This window comes from Pseudomonadota bacterium, assembly GCA_018823135.1.
Taxonomy (GTDB): Bacteria; Desulfobacterota; Desulfobulbia; order Desulfobulbales; family CALZHT01; genus JAHJJF01.
The window spans coordinates 21,883-42,862 of record JAHJJF010000084.1 but is presented as its reverse complement, the minus strand read 5'-3'; the positions used below and the strand labels follow the sequence as shown (position 1 = coordinate 42,862).

Annotated in this window: 16 protein-coding genes; 6 read left to right on the top strand and 10 right to left on the bottom strand. The window is 47.6% G+C overall.

What is annotated here, in order from left to right:
- Nucleotides 1-245 precede the first annotated feature (245 nt).
- The 4 genes from KKE17_08930 to KKE17_08915 all read left to right on the top strand — a co-directional run bounded on the left by KKE17_08930 (nucleotide 246) and on the right by KKE17_08915 (nucleotide 5,462).
- Entirely contained in the window at nucleotides 246-1,877 is a 1,632-nt protein-coding gene (locus KKE17_08930) for an NAD(P)/FAD-dependent oxidoreductase (GenBank protein MBU1710112.1), read from the top strand.
- 9 nt (nucleotides 1,878-1,886) lie between these two features.
- Nucleotides 1,887-3,887, top strand: a complete 2,001-nt coding sequence (locus tag KKE17_08925; protein ID MBU1710111.1) for a radical SAM protein — start codon at nucleotides 1,887-1,889, stop codon at nucleotides 3,885-3,887.
- Nucleotides 3,888-4,035: 148 nt separating this feature from the next.
- Nucleotides 4,036-4,977, top strand: a complete 942-nt coding sequence (locus tag KKE17_08920; GenBank protein ID MBU1710110.1) for a hypothetical protein — start codon at nucleotides 4,036-4,038, stop codon at nucleotides 4,975-4,977.
- Nucleotides 4,974-5,462, top strand: coding sequence for a universal stress protein (locus KKE17_08915; GenBank protein ID MBU1710109.1), 489 nt, complete (start codon nucleotides 4,974-4,976; stop codon nucleotides 5,460-5,462). The genes KKE17_08920 and KKE17_08915 overlap by 4 nt, the downstream gene beginning before the upstream one ends.
- A 93-nt stretch (nucleotides 5,463-5,555) precedes the next feature.
- Here KKE17_08915 and KKE17_08910 read toward each other — a convergent pair whose 3' ends face one another.
- The 8 genes from KKE17_08910 to cls all read right to left on the bottom strand — a co-directional run bounded on the left by KKE17_08910 (nucleotide 5,556) and on the right by cls (nucleotide 17,694).
- Complete coding sequence (locus KKE17_08910; GenBank protein ID MBU1710108.1) at nucleotides 5,556-6,422, bottom strand: SGNH/GDSL hydrolase family protein; 867 nt, start codon at nucleotides 6,420-6,422, stop codon at nucleotides 5,556-5,558.
- Between the two features lie 37 nt (nucleotides 6,423-6,459).
- On the bottom strand, nucleotides 6,460-7,650 hold the full coding sequence (locus KKE17_08905) for a hypothetical protein (protein MBU1710107.1): 1,191 nt from the start codon (nucleotides 7,648-7,650) through the stop codon (nucleotides 6,460-6,462).
- Nucleotides 7,651-7,936: 286 nt separating this feature from the next.
- Nucleotides 7,937-11,401, bottom strand: coding sequence for an ABC transporter substrate-binding protein (locus tag KKE17_08900; protein MBU1710106.1), 3,465 nt, complete (start codon nucleotides 11,399-11,401; stop codon nucleotides 7,937-7,939).
- A gap of 239 nt (nucleotides 11,402-11,640) precedes the next feature.
- Entirely contained in the window at nucleotides 11,641-13,290 is a 1,650-nt protein-coding gene (locus KKE17_08895) for an NAD(P)/FAD-dependent oxidoreductase (GenBank protein MBU1710105.1), read from the bottom strand.
- A gap of 73 nt (nucleotides 13,291-13,363) precedes the next feature.
- Nucleotides 13,364-13,720, bottom strand: a complete 357-nt coding sequence (locus KKE17_08890) for a DMT family protein (protein MBU1710104.1) — start codon at nucleotides 13,718-13,720, stop codon at nucleotides 13,364-13,366.
- A 371-nt stretch (nucleotides 13,721-14,091) separates the two neighbouring features.
- On the bottom strand, nucleotides 14,092-14,496 hold the full coding sequence (locus tag KKE17_08885) for a hypothetical protein (GenBank protein ID MBU1710103.1): 405 nt from the start codon (nucleotides 14,494-14,496) through the stop codon (nucleotides 14,092-14,094).
- A 137-nt stretch (nucleotides 14,497-14,633) separates the two neighbouring features.
- Nucleotides 14,634-16,067 carry a pyruvate kinase gene (pyk, locus tag KKE17_08880; GenBank protein ID MBU1710102.1) on the bottom strand — a complete coding sequence of 478 codons (1,434 nt, stop codon included), beginning with the start codon at nucleotides 16,065-16,067 and terminating at the stop codon, nucleotides 14,634-14,636.
- 166 nt (nucleotides 16,068-16,233) lie between these two features.
- A complete protein-coding gene (gene cls / locus KKE17_08875) occupies nucleotides 16,234-17,694 on the bottom strand; it encodes a cardiolipin synthase (protein ID MBU1710101.1) in 1,461 nt (486 codons plus the stop codon).
- 293 nt (nucleotides 17,695-17,987) lie between these two features.
- Here cls and KKE17_08870 point away from each other — a divergent pair, with 293 nt between their 5' ends.
- Nucleotides 17,988-18,461 (top strand): hypothetical protein, encoded by a 474-nt coding sequence (locus tag KKE17_08870; protein ID MBU1710100.1) that lies wholly within the window; start codon nucleotides 17,988-17,990, stop codon nucleotides 18,459-18,461.
- Here the strand turns inward: KKE17_08870 and KKE17_08865 are convergent, their stop codons facing one another.
- Nucleotides 18,462-19,265, bottom strand: a complete 804-nt coding sequence (locus tag KKE17_08865) for an endonuclease/exonuclease/phosphatase family protein (protein MBU1710099.1) — start codon at nucleotides 19,263-19,265, stop codon at nucleotides 18,462-18,464.
- Between the two features lie 327 nt (nucleotides 19,266-19,592).
- Between KKE17_08865 and KKE17_08860 the strand changes: the two genes are divergently transcribed.
- Complete coding sequence (locus KKE17_08860; protein MBU1710098.1) at nucleotides 19,593-20,303, top strand: DUF502 domain-containing protein; 711 nt, start codon at nucleotides 19,593-19,595, stop codon at nucleotides 20,301-20,303.
- A gap of 72 nt (nucleotides 20,304-20,375) precedes the next feature.
- On the opposite strand, the gene KKE17_08855 is transcribed toward KKE17_08860, so the two are convergent.
- The gene (locus KKE17_08855; GenBank protein ID MBU1710097.1) at nucleotides 20,376-20,972 is read right to left on the bottom strand and encodes an ABC transporter substrate-binding protein; all 597 of its coding nucleotides are present in this window, start codon (nucleotides 20,970-20,972) and stop codon (nucleotides 20,376-20,378) included.
- Nucleotides 20,973-20,980: the final 8 nt, after the last annotated feature.

The window sequence follows — 20,980 nt, the reverse complement described above, 5'->3', positions numbered from 1 at the left end:
TGTCATATTTGACTGGGTTCCAGATGACTTGCAAATGCGCATGAGGCGCCTTCCCAGCATGATCAAGTTTGAGGTTGACAGTCCTCAATATAATCGATAATAAGTCACTAAAGGAAACAGGCAGTTCGCCAACACGCGCCCTGAATGATTTCATTGAAAACCAACAATTCCGGCGCCGGGTTGTCCATAGCCACCGCCATGCAACCGTTCCTGATCAACGTTGGCCACCAGGCCCGATTCATACCATGCTGAGACTGACAGAACTCAAACTTCCCCTTGACCATAGTGATGCCGACCTCAGGAAGGCAATCACCATGCGGCTTGGCATCCAGCCAGACGATCTCATCAGCTATAAGATTTTCCGTCGCGGCGTTGATGCGCGAAAATCTCACGCCATCGTCTTCATATTCACCCTTGATGTTGAGGTGGCCAATGAGGCCGACATCCTGACGCGATTCGAGGGCGACCCGCATCTCAGGCAGGCACCGGACACCACCTATCATTTTGTCGCCCGTGCTCCCAGGGATGCGCTCCCGACCCGGCCGGTAATCATCGGCATGGGACCATCCGGCCTTTTTGCCGGGCTGGTCCTTGCCCAGTCCGGATTCCGGCCGCTGCTTCTGGAGAGAGGCAAGGCGGTGCGGGAACGCACCAAGGACACCTTCGGTCTGTGGCGCAAAGGCATCCTTGATCCGGAATCAAATGTGCAGTTCGGCGAAGGCGGGGCCGGGACATTTTCCGATGGCAAGCTGCACACCCAGATCAAAGATCCCAAGCATTACGGCAGAAAAGTCCTGGAAGAATTTGTCCAGGCCGGGGCGACGCCGGAAATTCTCTATGTCAGCAAGCCGCACATCGGCACTTACCGGCTGGTGGGCATTGTCGAACAGATGCGTGCCACCATCCAGGCGCTGGGAGGAGAATTTCGCTTCCAGAGCCGGATGGATGATATCGATATCGAAAACGGCCAGGTGCGCGGTATCGTGTTGGCAAGCGGCGAACACCTCGCCACCAGTCATCTTGTTCTCGCCATCGGCCACAGTGCCCGTGACACCTTTGAGATGCTCCACAGGCGCGGCATATCCATGGAGGCGAAGCCATTTTCCATCGGCTTTCGCATCGAGCACCCGCAATCACTCATCGACCGCAGCCGCCACGGGAAAAATGCCGACAACCCGCTACTCGGCGCCGCAGACTACAAACTGGTCCATCACGCCGGCAATGGCCGGTCGGTATACAGCTTCTGCATGTGTCCGGGCGGCACTGTAGTTGCCGCCACTTCCGAACCCGGTCGAGTGGTGACCAACGGCATGAGCGAATATTCGCGCAAGGAGCGAAACGCCAACAGCGGCATCGTGGTGGGCATTTCTCCGGCTGACTATCCTGGCGGTCCACTTGCCGGTATGGAGTTTCAACGCTTCTGGGAATCGCGGGCCTTTGAACTGGGCGGCAGCAACTATCAGGCTCCGGCACAGCTGGTGGGCGATTTTCTGGCCGGCCGTCCTTCCACCCAGCTTGGCTCGGTGCAGCCCTCCTATACCCCCGGTATCCACCTCTGCGACCTCAGTGCCGCTTTGCCGGATTACGCCATCGAGGCCATCCGCGAGGCCCTGCCCGCCTTTGCCAAACAAATTGAAGGCTTTGATCTGGCTGATGCCGTACTCACCGGGGTGGAAACGCGCACCTCGTCACCGGTCCGCCTCACCCGTAACGCCGCTGATCTACAGAGCATCAACACCAAAGGGTTGTATCCCACCGGCGAAGGCGCAGGCTATGCCGGGGGCATCCTCTCCTCGGCCGTGGACGGCATCAAGGTTGCCGAAGCCGTGGCCATAAGCCTGCTGGATTGCTACGGTCAGGACGAGCACACCGAGTAACCTGCATAAATGATTATCGACTCGCAAACCAACACGCAGACCACAGACCAGACAAACTCCTCTTTTCTGATCTTTCCGCCCTTTGCCGATCCCACCTGGACGTATGTGGGACTACCGACTCTCAAAGGATATCTGCGCCAACGTGGGATCAGCGTTGCGTTACGGGATTATAATATTGAGGGCCTTTACTTTCTCCTGGCCGCTGAAACCATGGAGGGCTGGCAACAGAAGCTGACGGCCCGATTTCATGAGTTAAACAGCCGCAAACGCCTGACTTTATATGAACAGATGGAGTATCGGCGCGTTGCCGAGGCACTTCCCCTTTGCCGGGATTTATCCCAGTGCCTCTCCGTCATGAAGGACCCTCAGCAATTCTATCATAAAAAAACCTATCTCCGGGCCCGTGACGGTTTTGAAGAACTTTTTCAGGTGATGGAAGCGGTCTGTTTCCCCTTCCGGTTCAGCTTCAACCGGGCCGACCACCTGGTGGCTCCCTGGGATTTCAATCTCCTAGAGGATTATATTGCGGAGAAGCGCAGTCCCTTTGACCAATTTTATCGGCGGCAACTGAGCAACCTTGGCAATCCCCGGTTTATCGGCATTTCCCTCACCTTTGTCTCCCAGATCCCCGAGACCTTTTACCTCTGCCGGTTAATCAAGGAACAGTTCCCTGCTTGTTTCCTGATGCTGGGCGGTCCATGCATTGATCAGATTGTGGGCAACAGCGACACGAAAACAGTCAACCGGATCTTCGATTATGTGGACGCCGTTGGCATGCAGGAAGGGGAGAAAACCCTGGAACAGCTCCTGCCGCTGTTGGACGCTGAAAGTCAGGAGGCGGAATGTTTCGCCGCCATCCCAAATCTTATGATGAAAGGAAGGGCTCCTGGAACCCTTATCCGCAGCCCCGCCTTGACCTTTGACCTTGCCGATGCGGCAACCCCCGACTATGCCGACCTTGAACCTGACCGTTATCTCGCTCCTGACCGGATGCTGTTGTACAGCCCGACCAGGGGCTGCTACTGGAACAAATGCTCATTCTGCAGCTATGGTTTTAATCAATCAGGCCGCCACAGCTACCGTGAAATTCCAGTGGAACGGGCGGTTGCCGACCTGCAGATTCTGCAGGAAAAATTCGGCGTAACGAATTTTTATCTCTCCGCCGATGTCCTTTCTCCGGCCTATGCCCTGGCCCTGGCCCAGAGGATCATCGACCAGGGCCTTGATATCCGCTGGTCAACCGACCTTCGCATCGAATCATCCTATACCCCGGAACGCTGCCGTCTGCTTTACCAGGCCGGACTTCGGGCCGTTGCCTTCGGCATCGAAAGCGGTTCTGATCGGGTCCTGCGTCTGATGAACAAAGGCATCGATACAGGCCTGATCCGCCGGATTAATCGTAATTTTCATCAGGCCGGGATTTCTACAAGCTGGATGACCTTTCTCAATCATCCCGGCGAAACGGAGCTGGAAGCGGCTGAGACCCTTGCCCTTATCGATGAGCAAAGCGGGATGGTCGACCAATTCATTGCCGGTGAGTTCAACCTCACCCCCGGCTCACTTATTTCCTGCCATCCGGAACAATACGGCATCGCTTCTGTTTACCATGCGCAAGGTGATATCTTCCGGCTTTTCCCCCTTTTCCGCATGGCCGGAAACAACTCTCAGTCGCCGGACCACGATCTGCTTGAAGAAAAAATCGACACCATCTCCCAACGCTACCATCTTGACCATTACCCCTGGGCAGGGGCGATCTCCACCCATCACTCCTTTCTCTGTCTGCTGCATTCCGGCCCGAGGGTTTTTGCCCATCCCTGGCAACAACCTGCCCCGGAAAAACGCTGCAAAGACGGTTCGTCGCCGCTTCACCTGAAATTCTCTCTGAAAGATTGCCGGAGGCGGGAGCAGGCCTTCATGAACCGGTATCTCACCGAGGCATTACAACCGAAGAAAAATGGTTCGGCCCCTTTGAGTTTTGATCATTTCCACAAGGCCCTGCAGAAAAAATAAGCAGAATTACCTCCAGCCCGCATTTCTTTGCAAAAAATCTTTGCATTTCCCCCTCTGTTGAGTGCTACCATAAAATATGGAAAGCAAATCGATGCAGAAATCAAATCCCCTGTCCCGGGAGGCTGCCGAAGCCCTGATTGCCCATAGCATGGGGCCGGAGCGTGTACCGAAGAAGTTTAAGATCATCACCGACACCAGCGACTTCTTCCAAGTCGAATATGACGATGTGATTGTCCTCGGCGCAACCCTTTACTGGGTCAAGCGCTATGAAAAGGAAGGCCGCTTCGGCCTGGATGATGAGCCGAAATACTGGGTAAGGCGAGCCATTGATCTCAACGACGGCTCAACCAAGATTCTGAAACTGGTCTTCCATGAAGAGTTTGAGACAAAAGTCGGCGAGGTCATGATCAGATGCTTTCGCAGCCCCAGAAAGGAGGCGCGCATCCTCGATCTGGTGGCCAAGCACAAGAACTTCATGCACGGCCACTGGGTCCTGGACTCGGCCGATAATATCGTGCGCATTCTGGAGTTCATTCCCGGCCAAACGTATGAGCAGATCATTGCCGACTACGGCGCCGACCATGAGGATTATTTTCATAATTATTTTCTGGAGGTCCTGGACCAATATATCGAACTGGTCACGGCCATTAAGTTCCTCCACGATCATGGCGAGAAGCACGGCGACATCCGGCGCGATCATATCATCCATGACAGGGAACTCAAGACTAACCGCTGGATCGACTTCGACTACAACTACATGCACGGTGAATCCATGTGGGGATTCGACCTGCAGGGGCTGGGCAATATTATTATCTTCCTGACCGGCCGCGGCGACGTCCTGGTGCCGGACCTGTATAACAACCAGCGGGACCTCTTTGACAGCCTCTGGGGCGAAGATCTCAACATCTCGTATAAAAACAGGGTGGCAAATCTCAAAAAAATCTACCCATATATACCTGACTCATTAAACAGAATTCTGCTTCATTTTTCCATTGGGGCAAAAATATTTTACGAGACCACGGGCCAGATGCTGGACGATCTGGCCAAGGCCCGGGAAGATGTAAGTAAAATTTCAGGGAGGAAATCATGAACAAACAAACCTTCAGTGATCTTGCGCGCCGGGATACCGAACGCCACCTGCTGGTGGCAGTCGATGAGTCTGACAATTCCAAACGGGCGGTGATGTATCTGGCCGATTTTTTCGGGGACAATAAAGACGTCTTTATCACTCTGCTTTCCATCATCCCGCAGCCTTCCGAAGATTATTTCAACAGCGAAGCCGAGCGTGCCAAGTGGTTAAAAGACAAAAAGAAAAAAATGGAAAAAATCATGACCGGCTACAAGGAAATCCTCACCGACGCAGGCTTTAAGGAAAATCAGCTCGAAACCAGGCTCTCGGTCCGACAGTGCGTATCCATCGGCGACGCCATCCTCGAAGAACAGGCCAAACTCCGATGTTGCATTGTGGTGGTTGGAAGGCGAGGACTGACTCACAATGAGGAGTTCGTTTTCGGCTCCACCTCCAACAAGATCCTGCATCATGCAAAAAACTGTGCGGTCATGGTAGTGGAATAAAATCACCGACTCAATCTAATGGACTCTTTGGAATTAATGGGGCTGCCCGGTACTTTTTTCTCAATTGGCTTAGATGAAAATCGAAAAAAGTATTCAATCCATTTTGTCCAATTGGGTATTCAGCGCGTCATACAACAGCTTGCGTATCTCATGAGCTCCCAGACCATTGACATCAATTATTACTTGCGGATGATACCAGAATGTATCATTTCCCGGGTCATAGAAAGGGTTAATGTCTTTGTATTTGACGGCGGATAATCCATGCCCTAGAAAATGTGAGTGAATATCAATAAGTTGCAGGTTGTTTTTTGCAGAAAATACAGCGAGTTTTGTGTTCAACTGATTAAGCAGAAAATACATTTTTAAATTGTTGGATCGACTCAGAAATTCATTTCGTGTGAAATCAAAACCCAGGCCATCAGTCGGGTCATAGATGTTCAGAAGAAAAATTATGATATCTTCATTCTGGCTGTTGAGATAGGTGATAAACTTTTCAAGTTCTAGAAGATTTTGTTCAAAATTAGCAATAAAGATATTTAATTCTGGTTTATTTGACTCATGTAACTTTGTTTTCAAAAACTGAACTAAATCATTTCCGCCAATACTGATAGTAACTAAATCAGGAATAATTTTTTTTGATTTGAATTCATCGATTTGATCATCTAAAAATCCTTCAAAAAGAGCCGCATCTTTTGCTAATGATATCAACTTCGCATCAGCAAAAAGAGTGAGCAAATCCTTACCAAAATAATAAGGAAATTTATCATTTAAGTTTTCTAACAATAAAGAAGATGCACCACAGTTACAATCTTCACCACCGGCCCATTTGTCGATAAGAATACTATCGCCGAGAGCAACATATATAAAACTGTCTTTTACTGAATTATCAGATTCTTTACTGAATAATGATTGAGTAAGAGTACATCCGTTCAATAACAAGAAAAATATTGCTACTGACATAATACTCATTGTTAATTTAAAAAAATTATCGCTTATTTCATATTTCTTGCAGGCAATAATATATATATTCATATGTCATATCGTTTTCAGCGTATAATTTCATCATGTTATAAATTAAGGTATCTGAGTTATAAAACTCACCCTTATATGATTTAATGACATACATGATTTGATTTAAATCTTTTTCTGAAAGTCCTTTATTTAAAAAACTTTCTTTAATGGTCTCATCCGGGATGGATGTACTTTTTGCATGCAATGACATCAGTGCTAAATACTTCTTTTCTGTTCTCTTATATAAATACATTGATTTTGAATAGTTGTTAATATATTTACTTGTTACATAGCCAATTCTTTCTAAATTTGAGGAGAAAGCAAAACTTGCTGGCGTAATCAAGCCTTTTTTTGTTTTATCATTATTACCGCCATAGCTCACCAGCAAATTTCTGAATTTATTAATTCTTAAATCTGATTGATTTGCTCGTATATTAACAATGTCGACAACTTTGCTGCCAACTGTTCTTACAATTTCCTCAGCTTGCAAGGTTTCCCATTTAGTTTCAGAAACTTCCTGCAAAATTTCATATATCAGTTCAGCACAATAATATAAGTTTTTATCTTTTTTATTATTATTAAATTGAAAGTCATAATCGAATTCTATATTTCGCGATAAATAATCATTTAACTTTAAAGTCATCGTGGATTTATCAATTTTTTCTTTTGGTCTTAATACAAGAGCATGAATAATTTTTGTAGTATCATCATCTTTTACCCAATCTTTTAAAGCTGATTTCCTGATTGAATTTTTCTCTTTATCATCATCCGGATGAATATCAACAACAAACAGATTTCCATCTTCCTCTAATATGATTCCACAATGGGAATATCCAGATAATGATGTAATTGCTACTGCAAACGATTTCATATTATCTGTTAATCTTAATACAATATCTCCAGTTTTTATTGGTATATCATTATGTATCAACTGTACATATATGCTATTATTAACACTATTAATACTTATATTAGGTATAATCCATTTCTGGTCACTATCATCAGGAAGATTTCTAAAAATTTCAGTTTCTTTTGCTGTCAGTGAAAACAAATTATCCTTATCCTTATAATTAACAATACTTTCTTTCCCGGATCTTTCGGGCTGTTTGCTTTGATGGATTAAAGAACAACCATTCCCCATAAATATCAGTACCATTAAAACAATAAATCTTTTCATCCATTCCTCATCCGTTACAATTGATAGGTGCTGACAACGAGCAGCCCATTAGACAATATATATTTAACCGGTTATATCTCTTAGTCAAAGAATTAATTTGGGGAGAAATAATTGCTGCAAATCTTTCAAGCTCCGTTAAGGAGTTTTCCAAGGGCCCAGCTTGACTTTTGTGATATGGATCGTGGAAGTCCGGCAAAAATCCCAGATGAAATCATAGGAACCAAATTGAATCTTCCGGGAACCACATAAATATTGGACGTCGGCAATTTTCTTGAAAATGCGTACATCACGAAGCATCCAAAGCCTGTCGCACCGTTCTTGCCAATTCCTTGTTGTCCACCGGTTTCATGATAAATGCGCTGATGCCGAGAGTATTTGCCTTGTCTGCATCTATTTTTGAACTATAACCAGTACACATTATAATCGGGAGGTTCGGCCTTATTTTCAGTAATTCCTTTGCCAGTTTTTCGCCTGTCATGTAGGGCATGGTTTGATCTGTGATAACAAGATCATAGGCATTGGGGGCAGACCGGAAAAGCTCGAGAGTTTCAACGCTGCTTGTCATTGCAGTCGTCTGATACCCCAACATTTCTAATCGTTTCTGGGTAAGCGTCGAAATGCTGGGTTCATCATCAACAATAAGAATATGCTCCTTGCCCACGGGAAGAGGGCTGGTATCAGGGGCAATGGCCTCAACTTCATCCATAATTTTCGGGAAAAACAGCTTAAATGCAGTTCCTTGCCCAGGAGTACTCTCAACAGTAATCAACCCTTCATGGCTGCGAACAATTCCATGCACTACAGCCAAGCCCATGCCTGATCCTTTGCCGACCTCTTTTGTTGTAAAGTATGGATCAAATATTCGATCAAGAAGTTCTTTTTCAATGCCGGAACCAGTATCCCTGACTTCCAGCAAAATGTAAGACCCAGGCCTATGGTTTATATCATTTCCCAGATCAGCAATAGTCAGATCAACTTCACGCAAATCAAGAGTTAAAATTCCTCCGTCTTTTTCCATGGCATGGGCGGCGTTAGTACAGAGGTTCATGAGAACCTGATGAATTTGAGTCGGATCAGCTAATATTGATCCACAATCAGGATCAACGTTGAGCTTGATCTCAATAGTCGTTGGGATTGAGGCCCGCAGGAAATTCAAAGTCTCTTGAATTAATAGAGGAATTTGTACGGGGATTCGGTTTTGTTCGGCTTTACGGCTGAAGGCTAATATCTGTTTCACCAGGTCTTTCGCACGATTACCAGCTTTTAAAACCTCTTCAATCTGAAATTTTGCCGGACTCCACTCTGGAATGTCATCACGAGCCATCTCAGTGTAGCCAAGGATTGCCGCAAGAATATTGTTAAAATCGTGCGCTATCCCCCCGGACAATGTGCCGATGGCTTCCATTTTTTGCGTATGACGGAGTTGAGCTTCAAGACGATTTTTTTCTGTAACGTCCTCCAACACGGCAAGGGAACGAACTATATTTCCTTCTTCATCCCTTTCAGCCGCTGCTGAAAGAAGAACATCCATCTCCTCCCCATTTTTTTTCACGAAGGTAAATGTAATATCATTTAAGTGCCCTTTCTGCAAAAATTCCGGCAGCACTTTTTCAGAAGCGTAACGCCTTGATTCTTCAGTAAGAAAATCGATGGATTTGCGGCCAATCACTTCATCTTTCTGATATCCGAGTTTTTCAAGCCAGGTCTCACTGACATCGATCAGCTGACCATTCCGGTCAATGGAATGCAACATGGCCGGGGTCTTGGCATACAGAAGACGGTAGCGTTCTTCACTCTTGCGTAATGCCTCTTCCTGCTTTTTTATATCTGTGAGGTCTATTGCCTGGACTATGACGTTGGAAACCGTGCCATGGTTATCCAGAACCGGCGTAAAGACTGATTTTACGATCTTGTGGGTGGGCTTTTTAACAGCAACATGGCCAACGGCGCCGAAATCGTAGTCCAGTATGATACTGGCAGCTTCCCCCTTTTCAAACACAGCTTTAATAACCGGCATGAACCCATTCTTCTCTATGACAGCATCATGGAAGAGATTGTACTTGCCGATGACCTCCTCCTCTGTAGCTCCGAAGAACTCCAGGCAGGCAGGGTTGGTCCTGATGGCGGTTCCTTTTTCATCAGAAATCCACATGCTCAGGGCTGAACTGTCGATGATCTTATCAAGGAAATTGGTTCTTTCAAGCAGATCATCCTCGGCCTTTTTGCGACGAGTGATGTCCAGTGTAAAACCGGCAAGCATGGTTGGCTTTTGATCAAAGGATATTGGAAATTTTGTAGTTTCGTAAGTTCTGCCACCAAATTCCTCAACCACAGTTATATTTTTCCCCTCACGCAGGATTCGTTTGTCATCCTCAATCATGCTTTTTGCCAGATCAGAAGGAAAAAGGTCATCCATTGTTTTGCCAATGAGGTCTTTAAGGGGCATGCCAAGCATCTGTTCATAGTTTCTGCTCAACTTCAAAGAACGGATTTCATGGTTTTTAAAAAAAATATATACCGGACTGTTTTCAAGAAAGGATTGGAAAATAATCTGGTTCTCATACAAGGCCTCTTCGGCTTGCTTTCTTTCAGCAATTTCAGCTGTAAGATGTCTGGTCCTTTCCAGGACCTTTCTTTTTAACTTCCGATTAAAAACAAACAAAATTATTCCGCTGAGGGTAATGATCGTTATCGCACTCAACAGAATCCAAAGAATTCTCATAACCTTTGCAGAGTCAGGTTGAGGATCCGGGTCATAAAGAAAACCGGCCAGAGAATAATTAGGGTTAAGCATTCCGAGTTTCACGAACGTATCGCCGATGTGCTTCCACCGGCCCGGGTTCATATGGCCAATTTCAACAAGCTGCGGAAGCATCAGCTGATTGATGTGTTCAAATTCGTGCTGCATGAACTCCATTGAGCTTTTCGTCCCGTACTTTTTCTGGATACTATCCATTATTTCTGCCGGGTTATTCATCGCGTAGGCCCAGCCGCGCAGGGACGCTTCTCGAAAAGCTCTTACTCTCTCCGGATGAACAGATATTTCTTTTTCCGACGTAAAGAGACAGTCACCATAAAAATCAATCCCGTATTGTATCGGGTAAAGCTTTACGCTCTCTATACCGGCCTGCTCTAACATCAATGGCTGATCAGTGACATACGCATGCAGGGCATCGACATTTCCATCGATCAGGTCGTTAATATCCCATGACAACTCCATAAACTCGATCTGTTCGAGAGGGACATTTTCATCTTTGAGCATGGCTCGAAGTTCTGCGGCACTGTCAAATCGCCACATAACTTTTTTCCCGATTAAATCATGCGGTGATCTGATGCCGGAATCGGCCCGTGCAAGAATGATCTGCGGGGAGTGTTGAAATATAGCGGCCAGAACGACCACCGGTCTTCGGTTATTGCGGGCGATCAAAAGCTCCGGCATCTCCACACCGTAATTGGCGCGCCCGGAGACTACTTCGTTAACAAAATCCATGCCGGGCTTACCTTCCCTGATCGTTACTTCCAGTCCGGCCTCTTTATAAAATCCTTTTTCGACAGCTGCATAGTAACCGGCAAAATTAAACTGATGGGTCCATTTAAGCTGAAGAGTGACCTGATCAGGTTTCTGGATGGAAGCAAAGCTCTCTGTGGCTTCAGACAGGGAAATACTCAGGAATGTAAAAACCAGGGAAAAATAGAATATTGGCAATAGATTGTCTGAGAGATAGTTTCTTGTACAATTAGCTTCTGTCATATACCTGCCAACGATCTTATTGATCAATCTTGAATAAAATTAATAAACACCATTTATCTTCAGCCGTTTTTCTCAACGTCAGATAGAAGATATCTTTAATTTCCATACCAATCTTATCGTTAATAGTCACATGGAATGGGGATTTATGTCAAGCCTGGAGCTTATTCCTGATTCAGAGAGGGAAACTTGATATGATCAGAATGAAGGCAAATCGCGCTGATACTGTACTTCATCTACTCTTACCCACGCGGTAATCGAATTTTTTCCTTAAGCCATTGGGGCCAGTCGCTTTGATCCTCAGACGGATAGGTCCTTAATTGTTGCCCTTCAGGATTAAGCAGCTCCGGCCACTTGCAATCGACGATAGACGCTGCGGCGTGTAATCCGGATACAGCCGCCCCGGAAACCCCATGAGATACCGTACTGGCACCAGCTAATCTCAAACCCTTAATTTCAGTTCTGACCCGATATGCCATTGGACCAATCTGTGAGTAATTTTTTTCTGTTCCATAGGCACAGCCATCGGTGGAATGTATGTAATGCGAATTGGTCATCGGGGTTCCCAGTTCGCAAAACACAACATGCTCAGTAATCCCTGGAACAGCCCGCTCCAGAGTCTTGAAAAACATTGTAATGATTTTTTGTTTGAGAATTTCATATTCTTTTGTTCTGGAACCGGATTCAGTTCCTTCAAATTTCCGAAACGCCTCATACCCGACATAGGTGACAACTTCTATGGTATGGCCCCTGCCGTTATAGCGGGTTGGATCTTTTTGGGTCGGAGCTGAAATAAACAATGCTTCAAAGGCATCTTTTTCATAAAGCCTGGGATCCTGAGCATTAATAAAAACTCTATCAAAATCCGTTTCTGCAAAATACCAGATATTTCCGGAATCAAGCCCTGCGGCTTTCATATCCATATCAACCGCTAAAAACAACAGCAGCGAAGTTAACGAATAACGGGTTTTATTCAGGCGCTTTTTCAACTTCGAACTCAAGTTTTCTTCACCCACCATGCCATAAAAAGTCTTGTGCGGATCAGCATTTGAGATGACATGTGCAGCACGCAGTTCTTTTCCATCGGCAAGTCTAACACCTACCACTCTGCGCCTTCTGCCGTTTGCTTCAGTAAGTATTTTGTCCACACCGGCTCGCATCTTGACAACGCCTCCCGCACTCCGAATCGCCTTGACCAGTGCCTGAGCAATGGCTCCGCCACCGCCATGCGGATAATACCCACCCTGCTCGTAATGCCTGGCCATCCCGGCATGCAGCAGCATCATGGTCTTCGATGGCGGCAAGCCCTGATCACCACACTGAATCGAAAGAATCCCACGGGCAACCGGATCGGCAATCCGATCCTCAAGAATCCGTTTCAGGCTGTAGAGTCCGTAGCGGCCGATATGCCTGGTACGATATGGCATCAGCAGGATATCTTTAATGCCGTTGATCTCAAATATCAGGGGAAGCTGGCGCACAAGATTCTGCAGAAGCTCCATATACGCTCCAATACCCTTTTGCTCCTTAGGAAACCTCTGCAGAAGACGATCAGTCATCGTGGGAAGATGAGCATGGTAATCAAATTTTACTCCAGCAATATGGCAATGCTCGTAGTGTTCAGGATTCTGTTCAAAAAACACAAGGTCATTGGCCGCGCCAAGACCTTCATAAATTTCCCTGGTTCCACCGCCAGGTCCCAATCCACCGATATAATGCACCCCTGGACTGAAAGAAAATCCCCCCCTGCTGAAATTGTGGCACCAGCCGCCAGGGACATAGTGCTGCTCTAAAACCAGAACCTTTTGCCCGGCGCGCGCCAGAGCAAGCGCTGCGCTCAACCCTCCTGAACCGGAGCCTATAACAATTGTATCCGCATCGAAATCCGTCATCTATACCCTATGATTGCTGTTCCTCTTTTGTTGCCTGGTAACAAGTCTTGACAACCGGAAGCCCGCTTAAGTGTTATGCACAAAATATTTTTTGTCTGAAGATGAAAAACACAGCTCCCAGAATACAGAGCCCTGCCCATAAAAAATCCAATCGGACTTCTTCTTCCATGAAGAATACTGAAAAAGGGACAAAAATCAGGAGGGTTATTACTTCCTGAAGAATTTTAAGCTGCCCGAGATTCATCACCTGGAAGCCAATCCTGTTTGCCGGAACTTGTAATAAATACTCGAAGAGAGCGATGCCCCAGCTGACCAGAGCGGCAATTATCCATGGCTTGCTTGAAAGGTTTTTCAGGTGACCGTACCATGCAAAGGTCATGAATATATTACTGCAACACAGCAGTCCTGCGGATATGATATAGGCGCGCATTCTTTTTCCTTCACATAACAAATAATTAAATCGTTTCTGGATAAACTCCAATTCAAATAGCTGTCTTTATTGTATTGATCTATGGTGTTGCACTTGTTCTCACCGGACAACTCAGTAATAATTCATTTTATCCGGAAACCGGATAATTCCTGAAGATTGATCAATTCTCCAAAAAAAATCTACCTCTGAAAAATTGTTTGTCAATCAACAAAACAACATCATTCCAATGAAAACGCCCACAGGGAATTTATTCTTCCCAATCCCAGCCGAAAAAAAAGGGGGCCCCCTAAAGGATACCCCCAGATGTCGCCCCGACCGGTCGATTCAAGATTTCATGGTTCAGCAGCCATTGGTATCTGCCGATTCCCTGACTATGAAAAAAATGCTTTCACCTTTGCAACTATTTGGTTTTCGGTTAACCTGTCACTGGTTTCCACTGCTGCAATCCTGTCCTGCCGGTCTTTTATTTTCTCAATTTCCTTTACCAATTCCAGCTTAGCCTCACCGGGGCCAAAGATGTAGATTTTGTAGTCTTGACCGGCCTTCTTGATTACCTCCTGATAAAAGTTATGAAACTGGTGCATGCGACGCTCATCCGCTTTTTGCTCCTTTGATATTGCCTGGGCCACGGAGGTGCCACCTGCCTTCCATCCGCCCGATGGATTGAAGTGGCTTTCGGCGTTTGACTCGATACGCTCAACTGTTGCCTGGTCGCCTTTCAGGAAGACCAGAATTGCCTCCCGGTGATCGATCCAGATACCAATTTTTTTCATCATGGTGTGCGCTGTTTTTGCCATATTGCCTCCTGTGTTTTGTCAATGACTGCTCAACTGTGATAAACGCCTAAAGTGGACAGATGAAGATCAGATAATGCCTAGGCTCATTTGAACATTCCGCTCATTCATCAATTTGTTTACAGATGCTCTTCCCCAAGGCGGTGCACCTTGAGGAGATTGGTCTCACTTTCAATTTTCACCGGGCAGCCCATGGCTATGACCACCTTTTCCCCCTGCCTCATAATTCCTGAGGAAAAAATCACACTCTCAACCGAGCGGAGCTGATCCTCAACGCTCCCCTTCAACGTCACTTGAAAGGAATATACGCCGTTCATCAGGCTCAGATAGCGCTGCACTTCAATTGAAGGCGTGAAGGCCAGCACCGTAAGAACAGGGCGGTATTTTGATATGAGCATGGCAGTTCTTCCACTGCGGGTAAAAGCCAGAACAGCCTTTGCCCCTACAATCTTCGCCAGACTGCAGGCCGCCTGGGCAATGGCGTCCGCCGGAAGCAGATCTTTTCCTGTGCTCTTCCTTTCATCCTTCAGCCACTTATCATGAACGGTATTCTCAACATCAAGGGAAACCCGCTTGAGAACCTGGACGGCCTGTATGGGGTATTTCCCTATCGCTGTTTCTCCGGAGAGCATCACTGCGTCGGTTCCATCGAGAATTGCATTGGCCACATCAGAGGTCTCGGCCCTGGTGGGGATTGAACTCCTCATCATACTTTCAAGCATCTGGGTGGCGGTGATCACCGGTTTCCCAGCCCGGTTACACCTTCTGATAATATCTTTCTGGATAAGCGGCACTCGTTCGGGTCCGAGTTCGACCCCGAGATCCCCCCGAGCGATCATCACCCCGTCCGATTCCTGAAGTATCGCGTCAAAATCCTCTATGGCTTCCTGTCTTTCAATCTTAGAGATAACCCGGCAACCAGCACCACCTCGGCTGATGATCTCCTTGACCTGCACCACCTCAGCTGCGGACCGGACAAAAGACAGCCCCACAAGGTCAACACCGTTTTCCATACAGAATTGAAGGTCCTCCATGTCCCGCGCGGAAAGAATCGGCGCGGAAATATTTATTCCCGGGAGATTGATCCCCTTACGCTCCTTCAGGAATCCGCCGATCACCACCCAGCAACGTATTTCAGTCCTCACAGACTCAATCACTTCAATTTCAAGTTGCCCTTCATCAAGCAGGATTCTGCTGCCGGGACACACATCGTCGGGAAGCCTGGAGTAATCCGTCGGGATAAGATTTCCATGGCCGATTACATCCCGGGTTGTCATGATGACTTCACTGTTTTCTTCAAGGAGGATCCCACCATCAAGGAGTCGGCCCACACGAATTCTCGGCCCCTGCAGATCAGCAAGAACAGCCGCTTCACGTCCAGTCAAGGGGGGAAGAGAACGGATATCCGCTAATATCCGGCGCTTTTCCTCAAGATTACCATGGGAAAAATTAAGCCGGAAGATATCAACACCTTCCCTCCATAGCCTTTCGAGCTGTTCCGGCGTTGCAGTCGCCGGACCCACTGTGGCCACAATTTTTGTCCGTCTTAGCATGAAATACTATCTCCTGAATTTATCTTCAATATTTGTAGCGCCCGGTGGCAGGAACAAGGACTCCCGGCACTGGGGACTGCCCCAAAAGGGTAGTGTTTTCATCCCACAGGGGGATTGTTAAATGTTTCGCCTTGCCTGTTCAATTTGGAATAAAAACAATTATCCCTTACAGATACGGTGAAAACAATCGGAAAAATCGATTTCTGAATCGCACCGCAATATTCTTTGAGATCAGGTCCATTAAGATCAGCTCCCTTGAATTCCCCACCTTGCGGTCGAGAATATCTTCCACGATCCGGGCAAATCTTCTGTCGTAACATTCCACATTGAATTCGAAATTAAGCGACAGGCTTCTTGCATCCCAGTTGGCGGAACCAAGGAGCACCCATTCCCCATCAACCACCATCAGTTTTGAGTGATCGAACGGCGCTGTCGAATAAAGGATCATGCAACCGGATCGGACCAAATCCTCAAGTGAGGCATCAGATGCCCACTTGACCATGCGGAGATTGGTTGTGGCAGGAAGCAGAATCTGGACCTGCACCCCCCGCAGAGCGGCAACCTGCAGCGCGGTGATGAGGTCGTTGTCAGGCACAAAATATGGGGTCGAGATCCTTATGGAAGTCCTGGCCGCGGCAATCGCCCCCATCATCACAAACCGAAGCTTGTCAAAGTCCTCATCCGGTCCGTCCGATATCCCGCGGGCGATTATCTCTCCACATGGTTCAAGAACCGGAAACCAGGCTGGCCCCTCAAGCTTTTCCCCGGTATTGAAGAGCCAATCCTCGGCAAAGACCTGCTGCAGTCCAGCCACCACCGGACCCTGAATCTTGAAGTGGATATCCTGCAGCGGATAATCGGCCTTGCCCTCCGGAACATGGCCCCCCCTGATATTCATTCCCCCGGTGAATCCAGTCTTTCCATCCGTCACCATTATTTTCCGGTGATTCCTCAGATTCACATATCTGAAACGCCATGGCAGCAGAGTTTTCATAAATCTGGATACCAGTACCCCATCGCTGGTCAACCCGCCGACTATCGATGGGAATGAATAACGGGCACCCACCGCATCAACCAGAACCCGGACCTCGACTCCCCGCCGGACAGCTTCACGCAGGGCCGTCCTGAACTTCCGGCCCCAGGAATCATTGTCAAAAATATAGGTGGACAATGAGATTGAAATACAGGCTTCCTCAATTGCCGAAAGCATTGCCGGATAGGCCTGATCGCCGTTTATCAGAGGAACAATCCTGTTGCCGCCCAGTAGCGGTTTCATGGTCACCTGGTCCGTCAGACGACAGAGGGCTTGCATCCCGGAATTGGTCCGCCCGAACAAATTCTCAACCTGTTCAGGAGAAACAGCGACTTCCTGTCTGGGAAAATAAACCGCTTCCCGGCCCGCGAATTTTGTTCTGGCACGCCGCTTTATTCTATTGATGCCGAACAGCCAGTACATACAGACCCCCAGCACCGGAGCGAACCAGACCAGACCCAGCCAGCCGATGGCTGCCCGGGGATCACGCTTCAGCATGATGACATGCACTGCGGTCAAGACCGTGAACAGGATGGTGGCCGCCGTTACAAAATGCGGCCAGAAATCAAAAATGAATTGTAAATAAGTATCCATTGTTTCCTGTATATTCACTTAGCATCGGGACAGAAATCTCCGCCCACCGCCATGATCAGTTCCGCACTTGACGGGTATCTTATGATCTTCAGAAAATAGCCTGCAATGCAAGGATTATATCTTTTCCGGTACTTGCCGAGATTGCCCGTGTTTTTTCCTTGACTTAAGCCCACTGTTTTCTGCAGAGTTCTATTATGCTCAAGCTACAATCAAAATATACGGATTCCATAAAACCAAGAGAAAATATCACGGTCTATTACAAACTGACTCTAAACATTGAAGGAGGCTCATTCATGCAGATGGTTCAAATTAAAAAACGGGCAAAAGAATTGGGAATTTCCGCGGGTAAAATGAAAAAGGCCGACCTGATCCATGCCATCCAGATCAAGGAAGGCAATATCGCCTGTTTTCAGACCGGGCTGATTACTTGCGATCAGTACGCCTGCTGCTGGAGAAGCGACTGTATGCCGGCAGACTCCGGCCAGAAAGAATCGTATAAAGATAAAATCAAGGCGGAACTTGATGACTTCAATGCCAAGCTGAAAGACCTTAAAAAAAGCACCGGGAAAATGATCGGCAAGACCAAAGAGGAAGCCCTGACAGAAATTAAACGGCTGGAAGAAAAGAGTGAAAAAGAGATCAAGGAAAAACTGCAGGACCTCTCCGAGGCCGGTGAAGATGCATGGCAATCCGTCAGGAAAGGAATCGACAGCTCCTGGGAGGAACTGAAAAAGGGCGCCCAGAAAGTATTGTCAAAATTCAAGTAATCAACCGGCATTCCTGCTCGCTGTGGTTTTCCCTGAAATATGCTCATCGGCATCCTGAACCTGAAAATCTACCAGAACCGGCAGATGATCACTTGCCACTTTTGAGGTCATCAGGCGGCAGCGGCGGCTGTTGAGAACATTTATCCTGCCGCGACAAAATATTTTATCCAAGCCCCCGGCCGGAGCAAAGGATGGATAGGTCAACAAGGGTTTGCGGGTGACGATCCCGTGGTCGGTGGCGCAGGTAAAACCATAGAATTCGGTAAGGATCGGGGTCAGCAATGTCCGCCAGTCATTAAAATCTCCGGCAACCAGACAGAGATCCTGGGATGAAAGTCGGCTGAACTCGGCAGACCGGACCAGACGCCCCAGCTGCTGTGTCCTTTCCCTGGCCGACAGGCCAAGGTGCAGATTGAAGACGGCAAGGCCTAAAGGCATCTCTCCTGTCACATCTCCCGGCAGCTCCAGATTCGTGAACAGGCAGCCACGGGCCTTGAGGGCGCCGATGGTCAGATCAATATTTCTTTCCTGAAGGATAGGGAAACGACTCAAAGTCGCATTGCCATACATGCCTTTACGCAATTTGACATTAAGGCCGACAGCAACATGACTAAATTCCAGACGGTCGGCCATTTCCCGGGCAAGGTCCAGCATCCGCGACCGCGGAACCCCCACATCAACTTCCTGCAGCAGTATGATATCGGCATCATGATGGGCCAGAATACTGGCGATGCGCTCCGGACGGAAACGCCGGTCAAGGCCGATGGCCCGATGCATGTTATAACTCAGAATCCTGAATTCCATCCGCCAGCAATTCCCCTCAACATCTTTGCTTCAAAAGATTAATGAACCCATGGAACGCTGATCATCAACGGAACCGGATTGTTTATCAACCCGGAAATAAAACCGGATTATAGTATTTGCCCCCGGTGTACTGACAATGGTATATCAGAAATATCGATAAATTGATGTCTCAATGATACCTTTTTCCTCTTCCCAGACAATAGGGAAACATGGATAATCCGAAAAAAAAATCCTGGGAGAAAAAAGCCTGCCGCATTTATTAAGTATAAAAGAAGACAGAAAACATACAATTTAAAAAGTTCTAGTTCAGGTTGACCAGGAATTGCCATGAAAAACAAGTTGAATCATTTTTTAGAACAGAAGCTGAAAACCTATTTCATCACCGGCCTGCTCGTGGTTGGTCCCATCGGCTTGACCATCATGGTCGTCCATGCCGTGGTGAGCAGAGTAGACATTCTCTTCTATAAAATCATCCCGCCGTTTCTGCAGCCGGAAAGATTGCTGGGCTTTAAAATACCAGGCCTGGGGATTATCATCAGCATTCTGCTTATCATCCTCACCGGCATGCTCACCGCAAATTTTATCGGCCGCCTGGCCGTGGGCATGTTCGAACGGTTCATGTACAGAATCCCGCTGATCAAGAGCATTTATACCCTGTTCAAACAGGTGGCGGACACAACTTTCGGTCAGGAGAGAAAGGGCTTCCGCAAGGTTGTCCTCATCGAGTATCCCCGCCGCGGCATCTGGGCCATCGGCTTTGTCACCGGGATCACCAAGGGTGAGGTGCAGCGGATCACGGACAAAAAGGTCATCAACGTCTTTCTGCCAACCACCCCCAACCCCACTTCGGGATTCTATATTCTGGTGCCGGAAGAAGAGATGGTCTCTCTGGACATGACTACTGACGAGGCCTTCAAGTTGATCATTTCCGGCGGCATGGTCGTTCCGCCGGATAAGGGCCAAGGGATTGCCGTCCAGCCGGCAGCCCCGCCTTCCGAATCCAGGGACCTGACGGCCGCCACCAGAACCCCTGAATAAAAATCCGGGAAGACATGCGAAGAACGCTTCAGACAGACAGCTTCTGCACCGGAAGATATATCAAGCAGGAATTCATCTGTTTTGCTGCTTTTTATCGACTTTTTCAATCAAGATATCAAGGAGTTCTTTCATGCTTTGCCTGGCCAGGATCTGATTGAACTGACTGCGATAATTCTGGACCATGCTGACCCCCTCGATCACCACATCATACACCTTCCAATCATCCTGGAATCTCAGCAACCGGTAGTCGACCTCAATCTCCTGAGTGTTCGATATGAGTTTGGTCTGCACTTCCGAATTCTCGGCGCTCAGCATGACCTCCTTGACATACTCAACTTTTTCACCGGTAAATTCCATGACCCTGTCCAGATATATCTGGCCAAGGAACAGCCGGTAATAACGAATGAAGGTCTCCTTTTCCTCAGCAGAGATAGCGTTCCAGTTCCTGCCAAGGGTTCGCTGCGAAAGGGCGCTGAAATCAAAAACCCGGTCAACCACCGCCCATATTCTGGCCTTTGCAGCGGTTTTATGCTCCTCGCCTTTGAGAGCTGGATCCTGCAGGATCTGCAAAACCTCATCCACGTTGACCTTGACGGAATCAATCGGCGAGGCGGCAAGCAGTGCCGAAGGGATCAAAACCAGCAGGATTACAGCCATTATTATTTTCATCAATGTTC

Excerpts from the sequence above, each read along its gene's own strand:
- KKE17_08930 (MBU1710112.1), top strand. The coding sequence starts at position 246 with ATGCTGAGACTGACAGAACTCAAACTTCCCCTTGACCATAGTGATGCC.
- KKE17_08895 (MBU1710105.1), bottom strand. The coding sequence starts at position 13,290 with ATGACGGATTTCGATGCGGATACAATTGTTATAGGCTCCGGTTCAGGA.
- KKE17_08920 (MBU1710110.1), top strand. The coding sequence starts at position 4,036 with ATGGGGCCGGAGCGTGTACCGAAGAAGTTTAAGATCATCACCGACACC.
- KKE17_08855 (MBU1710097.1), bottom strand. The coding sequence starts at position 20,972 with ATGAAAATAATAATGGCTGTAATCCTGCTGGTTTTGATCCCTTCGGCA.
- KKE17_08910 (MBU1710108.1), bottom strand. The coding sequence starts at position 6,422 with ATGTCAGTAGCAATATTTTTCTTGTTATTGAACGGATGTACTCTTACT.
- KKE17_08870 (MBU1710100.1), top strand. The coding sequence starts at position 17,988 with ATGCAGATGGTTCAAATTAAAAAACGGGCAAAAGAATTGGGAATTTCC.
- KKE17_08905 (MBU1710107.1), bottom strand. The coding sequence starts at position 7,650 with ATGAAAAGATTTATTGTTTTAATGGTACTGATATTTATGGGGAATGGT.
- KKE17_08885 (MBU1710103.1), bottom strand. The coding sequence starts at position 14,496 with ATGATGAAAAAAATTGGTATCTGGATCGATCACCGGGAGGCAATTCTG.
- KKE17_08900 (MBU1710106.1), bottom strand. The coding sequence starts at position 11,401 with ATGACAGAAGCTAATTGTACAAGAAACTATCTCTCAGACAATCTATTG.
- cls (MBU1710101.1), bottom strand. The coding sequence starts at position 17,694 with ATGGATACTTATTTACAATTCATTTTTGATTTCTGGCCGCATTTTGTA.
- KKE17_08915 (MBU1710109.1), top strand. The coding sequence starts at position 4,974 with ATGAACAAACAAACCTTCAGTGATCTTGCGCGCCGGGATACCGAACGC.
- KKE17_08890 (MBU1710104.1), bottom strand. The coding sequence starts at position 13,720 with ATGCGCGCCTATATCATATCCGCAGGACTGCTGTGTTGCAGTAATATA.
- KKE17_08925 (MBU1710111.1), top strand. The coding sequence starts at position 1,887 with ATGATTATCGACTCGCAAACCAACACGCAGACCACAGACCAGACAAAC.
- pyk (MBU1710102.1), bottom strand. The coding sequence starts at position 16,067 with ATGCTAAGACGGACAAAAATTGTGGCCACAGTGGGTCCGGCGACTGCA.
- KKE17_08860 (MBU1710098.1), top strand. The coding sequence starts at position 19,593 with ATGAAAAACAAGTTGAATCATTTTTTAGAACAGAAGCTGAAAACCTAT.
- KKE17_08865 (MBU1710099.1), bottom strand. The coding sequence starts at position 19,265 with ATGGAATTCAGGATTCTGAGTTATAACATGCATCGGGCCATCGGCCTT.